Genomic DNA, 10,473 nt, shown 5'->3' on the forward strand with positions numbered 1-10,473 from the left:
CAGGGCTTTCGGGGACAACATCCAGAAATGGGGCACAAGTACCATCCTTATAGAATCAGGAGGCTATGCCGATGACAGGGAGAAGCAGGAGATCAGGAAACTCAACTACGTTTCCATCCTGTCTGCCCTCTATTCTATCGCCACGGAAAACTATAGAGACATTGGAATAGAACAATACGAGCACATCCCTGAGAATGATCGAAAACTATTCGACCTTAAACTGACCGAGGTGACCTATGAGTTACTGGGAAAGCCTTATATCCTGGATATAGGGATCAATCAGCTGGAGGTCGACAAGGAGGGAAATAGGGATTATTGGTTCAGCAGCCGGGTTATAGATCAGGGCGACCTTTCTACCTACTACGGGTATGATACGTTTGATGGAAAAGGGTATACCCTGGTTCCCGGAAAAGTATACCCAGAGATCTTTGAAAATATGTCGGCAGTTACCCAGGACCCCGATCGGGTCCGCAAACTTCTGAAGGAGGGATTCACCTGTATAAGAGTGAGAAATATCCCGGTTGATGCGCTTTATTCGCCCATACCGCTTCACATGGCAACTCCCGGGTATCAAATGCCGGAATTTAAGCTGGAAGCAGGAAAAAACCCCACCTTTCTGCTAGAGAAGGATGGGGATTATAAGTTCGCTCTCATCAATGGATTCCTGTTGGACCTTTCTGAGGCGGATCTGAAATTCCTTGAACAATGGGGACGCAAGAACGCGATGATTTACCGTTGAACAGATTCAGCCAGGTCGGGATTAATATCCGAAACTGAAATGCAACTGACTGCCGTTCACAATAATGGCAATTAACATCACGAAAAGGGTCAGCACTATAGAAGTGAATACGGACAGTACCAGGCTTTTAAATCCTTTTGAAAGGGAGCCAAGGGCACTCTGACTGATAATTTCGTTGATGACATCCATGATTTCTCTCTTTTACGTTAAACAATCTTTCGTTTTTAGGATGTATGTTAATCGCGATATACATTCGGGTTGCTATCTATATAACAAGGATGATGCCAAAAACCCTACTAAGTTGGTGATAATTAAAAAGGGAGGACCTGTCGGATCCTCCCTTCAATATCTTCTCAGCCTTTGTTCTATTGGCATCCACCGGTAAAACCGGTTGCGTTGAATTCAGTTTGAACGGCACCCTGCCTGGAGCCGTCTATCACCTGAATGGCCAGGTTATTTACCCCGCTTCCATCCCTTTTTGGGGTGCAGTATTCAAACAGGTAATAACTATTGGCACGTTCCGAAACCCTGAAGGAAATATCGTTGAAGGTAGACTCCAGCTCTTCCTTGTTTCCCGCAAAGACACTGAAAGTGCGGCCTATGTCCGAGAGGACCTCGGCATCGATCTCCGCACCAAGTCCGATCGTAAAGAAGGAAATATTCAGGTCTGCATTCTCTACTTTTTGAAGTGCATCCCTTTCTGAATATCGGGAGGCCTGGTCCGTACCGTCCGTGAAGATGACGATAGAGGCAGCGCTGATCGTGGCATTGGCTCGGGCATCGTCCAAAAGGTCTTCGGCTATGTTCGTCGACTTGATCACGGCTCCGTACAGGTCGGTCGACGGGTCGTTGCTGATATCCTGGGTGATCCCTTCCACAGCCAGGGTCAGTTCTTCTTTTACCGGCGTCAGTGGCTGCAGGAGATGTAATTTATCCTCCCCATCGAACCAGTAGATCGCCATTTTAAAACTTTCCTGGGAACTTTCCGGCATCACGTTATCGATAAAACTGATGGATGCAGATTTGAGCTCATTCAGACTGTTGCTCAGTACACTGTTGCTCAGGTCCAGTACCAGCAAAGTATTGTTGCTGAAGATCTGGGAATTAGGCGAGATACGCGCAAAGGACTCCGAGGTGGAAATCGTATTAAAACACTCGTCATTCCTGCCCTGCTCATAGATCGTAAACTGATCTGCCGTGAGTCCGGCTACCGGAGTGCCCTGGGCATCAGATACGCGAAAGAAAATCGATACTTTGCCGGGAAGAGTAGTGAACTTGTCCTGTATGGAGAGGATGAGATCGTTCTCTCCGAGATTCAGACAATCGTCCACAGGTTTCCCGATACCGAGATCGCCACCCGGGTTGATATTAAAATTCACGTCGTCATCGGCATTGCCGCAGGAGATAAAAAGAGAAGTGACCAGAGAAAATAGGAGAAGGTGTAAGCGGGTTTTCATTTTCAAATTTTAAGGTTCACCCTCAGAACGCGACTTCCTCCATTTAAGTATGTTCGGGGATATACTTTTTTTACAGTACGTTGAAATCGCTGATCAACCGATAAATAAATTAGGGATTTCCGGAAGTATTTGTTAAAGGATTCGACCGTATCTTTATTTTTTGATACCTTGTTGTTACAAGTCGATTCTGGGGATTTTGACTTTTTTTCAACCATAATAAGCCGACTTTCAAAAAGCTGGCCGGGGTGAATGTCAATACCCTCAGAGCAGGCTTTTCAACAATGAAAAACAAGACAATAAGTAAGAATAGATCATGAAGATCCTGCTCTTTGGGGTAACCAGGGATATAACGGGAAAGGCCGAACTGGAATTACCGCCAGATAAAGCCAAATCTCTGGGGAAGGTGGAAGACCTGAAAGAATTTCTGGTTGGGGAATACCCGGAATTAAAAAAGCTGTCATCTATGGCCATTGCCGTGAATAATAAATACGCCTCGGGTGATACCGGAATAGGGCAGGAGGATGAGATCGCCCTGATCCCGCCGGTGAGCGGAGGTTAACAATGCACTAAAAATGTTGATAGATAATCACGGGAGAAAAATAAATTATCTGCGGCTTGCCGTTACGGACCGTTGCAACCTCAGGTGCCATTACTGCATGCCCGCGGAAGGCATCCACTTTGCCAGAAAGGACAACTTGCTGACCATTGAAGAACTCAAGTTACTGGCAGGCACCCTGGTCGATCAGGGAATCGATAAGATCAGGATTACAGGGGGTGAACCTTTTGTGAGAAAGGAACTGATGACCCTGCTCAGGTATCTCTCATCCCACCATGGGATCCGGGAATTATCCATGACCACCAATGCCACCTTGATCGGGCCCCATATAGCGGAATTGAAGGAATTGGGGATCACCCATATCAACCTGAGCATGGATGCCATCAGGAAGGAAACCTTTGAGAAGATCACTAGAAGGGACCAGTTCGATGTGGTCTATGACAACCTGATGACCCTGATTGAGGAAGGGTTTAATCTCCGGATCAATTTTATTGTTTTGGAGAACCAAAACGAACAGGACATCATCCCCATTCTAAAACTGCAGGAGCAATACCCCGTGTCTGTGAGATTTCTTGAGGAAATGCCCTTTAACGGGGGCAGCAAAGAATTTCAGGCCATCAAGTGGAATTACCGGGAGATCCTGGAATACATCAGGGGCTTTTATCCGGGGTTTGAGCAAATGGAATCACCGCCAACCTCCACCTCCATCAATTATAAGATACCGGGACATGCGGGTTCTTTCGGGATCATCCCCTCCTTTAGCCGGACTTTTTGTGGCAGCTGTAACCGGTTGAGGATCACCGCCACAGGCGATGTGATCACCTGCCTCTACGGCAAACCGAAAATGAATGTCAGGGATCTTCTGAGAGGCAATGATCCCGTACCCAGTTTAAAGTCGGCCATCACAGAGGTGATCGGGCAGCGAGCCAAAACAGGTTTCGAAGCCCAGGAGGAGCACAAAGGCGTTTTTGAGAATTCAATGACCTCCATCGGAGGATAAAACCCAGAATATAGTTGGACCATCACCCTAAATACGATCAATCAACCCCTATGCTCTTTGGGCTCATTCTCGCAGGGGGCAAGAGTAGCAGGATGGGACGGGACAAGGCCCTGATTGCCTACCATGGCAAATCGCAGTGGGCAGTGCTCTATGATCTTGCCCAAAAATTCTGTGTCAGGACCTTCCTCAGTTTGAGGAGGGATCAGCAAGACAGCATTTCACCGAAGGCCGATTTTATTTTGGACAGGGATGAATACCCGGGACCCTTCAATGGGATCCTCAGCGCGCATAAAGCTTTTCCGGATGTGGCCTGGATGGTACTGGCCTGCGATCTGCCACTTATAGACAATAAGACCCTTCAATTGTTGGTCGATTCCCGTGACCCCTCCAAGGATGCGACGTCCTTTGCCACACAAGCAACCGGGCTTCCGGAACCCCTGGCGGCGATCTGGGAACCCCGGGCACTGAATAGAGTCCCGGAATATCTCAAAGAAGCTGCCTCCAGCTGCCCGCGGAAGTTTTTATTGAATTCTGATATTTCCCTGGTCATCCCGCCTCGTGATGAAGTACTGGCCAATGCCAATTCCCAGGAAGATTACGAACGCATTAAACAGGCATTGGATTCAAAATGAAAGGAGACAGGTACATACGGCAAACCTCCCTGAAAGATTTCGGGCCTGAAAAGCAAAAGATGCTGCTCAAAGCCAAAGTGCTGGTAGTGGGTGCAGGCGGATTGGGCATTCCCGTCCTGCAGTACCTGAAGGCCATGGGAGTAGGGGAGCTGGGATTGGTGGAGCAGGACGTCATAGAACTGTCTAACCTCCAGCGACAGGTGATTTACGGGGAAGCGGATGTCGGTAAATCAAAACTCGAAACAGCGGCTGCTAAGCTCAGGGAAATGAATTCCGAAACGACGGTTCAAACCCACGACACCTTTTTAACCCGCTCCAATGCCCTTGAGATTCTTTCTGGCTATGACCTTATCGTGGATGCATCCGATAATTTTGCGACACGATACCTGATCAATGATGCCTGTGTGATCCTGGACAAACCTTTTGTTTCCGGAGCTATCCACGGTTTTGAAGGACAAGTCAGTGTATTTAACTATCAGGAAGGTCCGACCTACCGTTGTCTTTTTCCCTCCCCACCCCAACCGGGAAGTATACAGGATTGTAATGTTCACGGGGTCCTGGGGGTCATCCCGGGCATCATCGGAACGTTACAGGCCATGGAAGTGGTAAAGGTCATCACCAAATTAACAGGAATCCTAAAAGGAAAATTGATGATCTACAACGGGATCGATCAGAGTATACGTCATATCTCCTTTCCCACGGTGAAAGCCAACAAGACCCGGAAAAACCTGGAACCCAGGTACGAAGCCGAATTTTGCGGTCATGTTCCATCAATAGGGGTGGACCAACTGCATAAGGAACTCCGTGAAAATCCGGAAAACACCTTTTTGGTAGATGTACGAAACCGGGAAGAATTCAATTTGAATGGCCTGGAGGAAGCTGTCCACATCCCACTCGAGGCTTTGAAAAGCGCTTTTGCGGACATCCCCCAGGACAAGACGGTATATTTCATATGCCAATCGGGTAAGAGGAGCCTGGTCGCTGCAAGATATTTGATGGAATCCCGAAACGGTGACTCGGTATTTTCGGTAGAGGGCGGGATCGAAGCCTGGGAAAGGCAGTTTGGGATCCTTGGATAGTCGGGGCCCGGACGATCCTGTTTTAATGAGGTTTCACTGCGTTTTTCCAGACAAAAGTTATATTTTGGGAACAACCCTCCTGATTTATCATGATCAATTACAGTAGCGCTTTATCTCTGGTCCTGGAACAGCCTCTCGATTTTGGGACAGAGGAGGTCCTGTTGACCGATTCCCGTGGACGCGTTCTGGCTGAGGATATTCTTGCCGACAGGGATTTTCCCCCATTCAACAGGGCTACCAAGGACGGGATTGCCCTCCGGTATGAGGCTGTTGAGAACGGGCGGCTTTCCTTTGAGATCTCAGGCGTACTTGGGGCAGGTCAGCCGGTGATCCCATTGGAGGAGCATGAGAGTTGTATTGAGATCATGACAGGGGCTGTTGTCCCCTATGAAACAGATACCGTTGTGATGTATGAACACCTGTCCGTGGAGGGAGATATTGCCACCTTGCAAAAGATCCCGGAACGAGGACAGAATATTCATCTCAAGGGAAGTGATCACCATAAAGGAGACCTGTTACTTAAAAAAGATACCAGGATCGGCCCTGCCGAAATGGGTGTTTTGGCTACCGTGGGAAAGGACAAGGTGATCGTACGCCGTAAGCCGAAGATCGCTGTGATCTCTACCGGGAACGAATTGGTGGATGTCGGGGACACGCCCATGCTGCACCAGATTAGGAGGTCTAACAGTTACAGCCTCTATGGGGCATTGCAGGAGGTAGGGATCAGGCCGATGCTTCTGCACCTGGATGACGATGTCGATCTGATGAGACAAAAGCTGTCTTATTTAATCGACGGGATGGATGTTCTGATCCTCAGCGGGGGAGTATCCAAGGGAAAATTCGATTACCTCCCGCAGGTCCTGGAGGAACTGAAGGTGGAAAAGATTTTTCACCGTGTGGCCCAGAGACCTGGAAAACCCTTTTGGTTCGGAAAAAGTGAGAGATTTTCCACCCTGGTTTTCTCCTTTCCCGGGAACCCGGTCTCCACTTTTTTAAATTTTTATCTGTATTTCGTCCCCTGGTATTACAAGTCCCAGCAACTGTCATCTGAACCAACATACGTTCGATTGGCAAAAATGGTGGAAAATAGGTCAGACCTTACTATTTTTAAGGGTGTCCGTATTGTGATAAAGGAAGGAAATCTGGTAGCGGAAGCATTAGACAGCTCAGGCTCAGGAGATCTGGTGCACCTGTCTGAAATTTCTGGATTTGTTCAATTGGATCCCAGTGACAAGGCCTATGATAAAGATCAGCTAGTACCTTTTATCGCTGTTAAAAATTTGATTTGAGATGACACATGAACTCAAGAATATCATAAAGGCCTATGAGGCCGCTGCAAAGTCGGGGCTGAAATCGGTACTGGCCACGGTAGTCGCTTTAGAAGGTTCATCCTACCGCAAGCCGGGTGTCAGGATGTTGATCCTGGAGAATGGGAAGATGGAGGGCGCCGTAAGCGGAGGGTGCGTGGAAAAGGAAATCATACGGCAGTCCGAAAGTGTTTTTGGGACGGGAACCCCCAGGATGATGATATATGATGGGCGTTACAGGCTGGGCTGTGAGGGAGTCCTGTACATCCTTATCGAACCTTTTGACCCGCATTCAGCGTTGATCACAGCTTTCAGGGAGCACGTCAGCTCGAGGGAGCCTTGTAAGATCACGGCCTATTTTACAAAAGCAGAGCAGGAAGGGAAAGGTTTTGGCAGCGTCATAGAACTGCAGGGTAAGTTCTATCCTTTTCATCGGGACCGGTCTGCGGACCATTCTTTGATGAGTTTTACCCAGGAACTTCCACCTTCCATACGGCTTTATATCATCGGCTCAGAACACGACGCCGTAAACCTCTCTGCCCTGGCATCACAGATGGGGATGGAGGTGGTCGTGGTGGTCAACCCCAGGGAGGAGAAAGCACAGGAACATTTCCCGGGAGCTATGAAGTTCCTCCCTGTGCTTCCCGAAGCTTTTCCCGTAGCAGAGATAGATGTACAGTCGGCCGTAGTTTTGATGAACCACAGCTATTCCAAGGACCTGCAATTCCTGATGACGCTTTACAAAGGAAAACAGTTTTATACAGGGATCCTGGGCCCATATAAAAGGAGGGAAGAATTGCTCAACGAACTGTTGGAACACCGCCCTGAGGTAGAACTGGAATTCCTGGACACTGTGCACGGCCCGGCAGGGATCGACATAGGAGCTATCACACCTCAGGAGATCGCTGTCTCCATCCTGAGTGAGATCCTGCTTCAACACAGGGGCAGGGTTCCTGTGAAACTCAGGGACAAAAAAGGCTCCATTCACACAACTTCCTCATGAAGATCGCTTTACTCCTTTTGGCGGCAGGAGGATCACGGCGGATGGGCAGGCCCAAACAACTGCTTCCCTGGAAAGACACTATCCTCCTGGACCACGCACTTCAAACGGCTGTTTCCAGCAAGGCAGACGAAGTGATCCTTATCCTCGGAGCGGAGGCTGAAACCATTCAGAAAAGCCTTAAAAGAGGAAGGTTTAACATTCTGATCCATAAGGAGTGGGAAAAAGGTTTGGGTTCAACGATTAAAAAAGGGGTCTCCTATCTGGAAACCTTTGATACCTTACCTCAAGCCGTTCTCATCATGCTGGGAGACCAGCCGCTGCTCGGGGCGGACCACCTCAACTCCCTTATTGACCAATTTAAAAAAGGAGGCAAAGGCATTGTCGCTACGGATTACGGGGCCAAACTCGGTGTACCCGCGGTGTTTTCCCGGGAATATTTCACAAAACTCGCTCGGCTTCAGGGCGACTCGGGTGCTGGGGTGCTGATCGCTTCCAACGTCCATTCTGCTACAGGAATACCTGCGGGAAAGAGAACGGCCGATCTGGATACTCCCGAGGACTACCAATCTTTAACTCAAACCCATCAAAAATCCGATTCATGAAAAACATCTTTTCTTTGATGGCCTGCTGTATGCTTACAACGGCCATCTCCCAAGAGACCCTTGAAATGGGTTTTGAAGAGTACAACCCTATACCCACCCTGGTGGTTCCCGGGGAGGAAGTACCCAGGGCGAAATTTCCCTTTGTGGATATCCATAGCCACCAGTTCAGGATGACAGATCAGGACCTTTCCGAATTGGTGGCACCTATGGACCGCATGAATATGGCCGTCATGGTAAACCTCAGTGGGAGGTCTGGAGAAAATTTGGAAAGAATGATAAAAAATATAGCGTCTCATTACCCCAACCGCTTCGTCGTATTTGCCAATGTAGATTTTCAGGGAGTTGGGAATCCGGGCTGGGCCGAAGCTGCAGCAGCACAACTTGAAAAGGATGTTAAGAATGGTGCACGCGGGCTCAAAATATACAAGAGCCTGGGGCTTCGGAACAGGGACGTTAGCGGAAAGCGGATCGCAGTAGATGATCCCAGGCTGGACCCGATATGGGAAACCTGTGCTGCGTTGAAGATCCCTGTTCTTATTCATTCTGCTGATCCAAAATCCTTCTGGGACCCTATGGATTCAAAGAACGAACGATGGCTGGAACTAAAAACGAGGCCCAACCGGAAACGGAGTGATACGGACCCTGCACCCTGGGAGCAGATCATCGCCGAGCAGCACAACATGTTCAAAAAACATCCGAACACGCTTTTTATTAATGCTCATATGGGTTGGTTCGCCAATGACCTGGCTAGGCTGTCCGCACTCCTGGAAGAAATCCCCAATATGTATGTGGGTATTGGGGCCATAATAGCCGAACTGGGGAGGCAGCCCAAAAATGCCAGGGCCTTTTTTATAAGATACCAGGACAGGATCCTTTTCGGGAAGGACAGCTGGCAGCCTGACGAATTCCCGACGTATTTCCGGGTCCTTGAAAGCGATGATGAATACTTTCCTTATTACAAGAAATACCATGCCTTCTGGGCTATGTACGGCCTCGACCTGCCGGACGAGGTCCTCAAAAAGGTGTATTACAAGAATGCTATCAAACTCATTCCATCTATAGACCTATCTCTTTTCCCGACAGACGGATAGAGCCTGAATTTTGGGAGGCCGGAATACGGACTTCCATGGGAATGCAAAAAAAATTCACAAAGAATGTGATTTTTTTAGTACTCCACTCACTAATCCATCAAACAGCTGCAGCAAGGCATGCCCGACGAGAAAGAATTCGTAAGGATTATCAAAGAGCATCAGGGACTGATCTATAAAGTGTCTGCCCTCTATACAGAACAGAAACACGACCGAAATGACCTGTACCAGGAGATCGTGTACCAGTTGTGGAAGTCTTTCGATTCTTTCAGGGAGGAGGCTAAAATCAGTACCTGGATGTATCGAGTCGCTCTCAACACCGCTATAGCCTATTTGAACAGAAAAAAAAGGCGGGGAAGGGAAGTGTCATTGGAGGTGCTCCCTCAGGTAGCTGCAGAGCATTCTGCTGAAATACTGGAAGAGAGGGTCAAACATCTCCACAGGGAGATAGAAAACCTGAATATCCTGGAGAAGGGGATCATCCTCCTGTTGCTGGAAGGCAAGAAATACGAGGAAATTTCAGAGATCACCGGCCTGACGTCAACCAACGTAGGAACCCGGATCTCCAGGATCAAGGAAAAATTAAAAGCAAAGATGACTAAAAAGTAGCATTATGGAAATCAAGGACTTGGAATCGCTTTGGTCTGAGATGGACCAGGAACTAAAAAATCAAAAGAAACTCACAAATTCGTTAATTATGGAAATGACACAGCAAAAATACGCGAACAAATTTCAAAAGATCTCGGTATATGAGACTATCGGAGGCATTATCTGCCTTTTGTCAGGGGTCTTGATACTGTTTAACTTCTCGGCCCTTGAAACCTGGTACCTGCAATTATGTGGGATCCTTTCGGCTCTCATACTTTTCGTGCTTCCGGTGATCACGCTGAGATCACTTTATCGGGTACAGGGGATCAAAATTACCGAACATACGGTCTCTGAAACGATCCTCAAGTATGTCAGGGCAAAAAACCGCTTGCTTCTGCTGCAGAGACTTGGCATCTATCTCA

The 10,473-nt window shown here is 48.2% G+C and carries 12 protein-coding genes and 1 pseudogene; 11 read left to right on the forward strand and 2 right to left on the reverse strand.

The genetic code is table 11. From position 1 onward, the window contains the following. A pseudogene (locus ABYP73_RS07375) lies at nt 1-739 on the forward strand (peptidase M14); the annotation flags it as partial. 21 nt (nt 740-760) lie between these two features. On the opposite strand, the gene ABYP73_RS07380 reads toward ABYP73_RS07375, so the two are convergent. Further along, on the reverse strand, nt 761-928 hold the full coding sequence (locus ABYP73_RS07380; protein ID WP_372973885.1) for a hypothetical protein: 168 nt from the start codon (nt 926-928) through the stop codon (nt 761-763). A gap of 176 nt (nt 929-1,104) precedes the next feature. Then, on the reverse strand, nt 1,105-2,196 hold the full coding sequence (locus ABYP73_RS07385; protein WP_372945430.1) for a VWA domain-containing protein: 1,092 nt from the start codon (nt 2,194-2,196) through the stop codon (nt 1,105-1,107). Between the two features lie 313 nt (nt 2,197-2,509). Here ABYP73_RS07385 and ABYP73_RS07390 point away from each other — a divergent pair, with 313 nt between their 5' ends. From ABYP73_RS07390 to ABYP73_RS07435, 10 genes are all read left to right on the forward strand, one after another. After that, a complete protein-coding gene (locus ABYP73_RS07390; protein WP_372973886.1) occupies nt 2,510-2,755 on the forward strand; it encodes a MoaD/ThiS family protein in 246 nt (81 codons plus the stop codon). Between the two features lie 13 nt (nt 2,756-2,768). Continuing rightward, on the forward strand, nt 2,769-3,752 hold the full coding sequence (gene moaA, locus ABYP73_RS07395; RefSeq protein WP_372973887.1) for a GTP 3',8-cyclase MoaA: 984 nt from the start codon (nt 2,769-2,771) through the stop codon (nt 3,750-3,752). A 14-nt stretch (nt 3,753-3,766) separates the two neighbouring features. Beyond that, nucleotides 3,767-4,384 (forward strand): NTP transferase domain-containing protein, encoded by a 618-nt coding sequence (locus ABYP73_RS07400; protein WP_372973888.1) that lies wholly within the window; start codon nt 3,767-3,769, stop codon nt 4,382-4,384. Beyond that, entirely contained in the window at nt 4,381-5,463 is a 1,083-nt protein-coding gene (locus ABYP73_RS07405; protein ID WP_372973889.1) for a ThiF family adenylyltransferase, read from the forward strand. Before ABYP73_RS07400 ends, ABYP73_RS07405 begins: the two co-directional genes overlap by 4 nt. 89 nt (nt 5,464-5,552) lie before the next feature. Beyond that, nucleotides 5,553-6,752: a molybdopterin molybdotransferase MoeA gene (locus tag ABYP73_RS07410; RefSeq protein WP_372973890.1), complete on the forward strand. Its 1,200-nt coding sequence runs from the start codon at nt 5,553-5,555 to the stop codon at nt 6,750-6,752. A gap of 1 nt (nt 6,753) precedes the next feature. Further along, the gene (locus ABYP73_RS07415; protein ID WP_372945092.1) at nt 6,754-7,773 is read left to right on the forward strand and encodes an XdhC family protein; all 1,020 of its coding nucleotides are present in this window, start codon (nt 6,754-6,756) and stop codon (nt 7,771-7,773) included. Continuing rightward, the gene (locus tag ABYP73_RS07420; RefSeq protein ID WP_372973891.1) at nt 7,770-8,375 is read left to right on the forward strand and encodes an NTP transferase domain-containing protein; all 606 of its coding nucleotides are present in this window, start codon (nt 7,770-7,772) and stop codon (nt 8,373-8,375) included. Before ABYP73_RS07415 ends, ABYP73_RS07420 begins: the two co-directional genes overlap by 4 nt. Beyond that, nucleotides 8,372-9,466 (forward strand): amidohydrolase family protein, encoded by a 1,095-nt coding sequence (locus ABYP73_RS07425; RefSeq protein ID WP_372973892.1) that lies wholly within the window; start codon nt 8,372-8,374, stop codon nt 9,464-9,466. The genes ABYP73_RS07420 and ABYP73_RS07425 overlap by 4 nt, the downstream gene beginning before the upstream one ends. A 117-nt stretch (nt 9,467-9,583) precedes the next feature. Then, nucleotides 9,584-10,072: an RNA polymerase sigma factor gene (locus ABYP73_RS07430; RefSeq protein ID WP_372973893.1), complete on the forward strand. Its 489-nt coding sequence runs from the start codon at nt 9,584-9,586 to the stop codon at nt 10,070-10,072. 4 nt (nt 10,073-10,076) lie between these two features. Then, nucleotides 10,077-10,473: hypothetical protein (locus ABYP73_RS07435; RefSeq protein WP_372973894.1), on the forward strand; the 397-nt coding region annotated here is incomplete at its 3' end.

The organism is Muriicola sp. (assembly GCF_041567615.1).
Taxonomy (GTDB): Bacteria; Bacteroidota; Bacteroidia; order Flavobacteriales; family Flavobacteriaceae; genus Muriicola.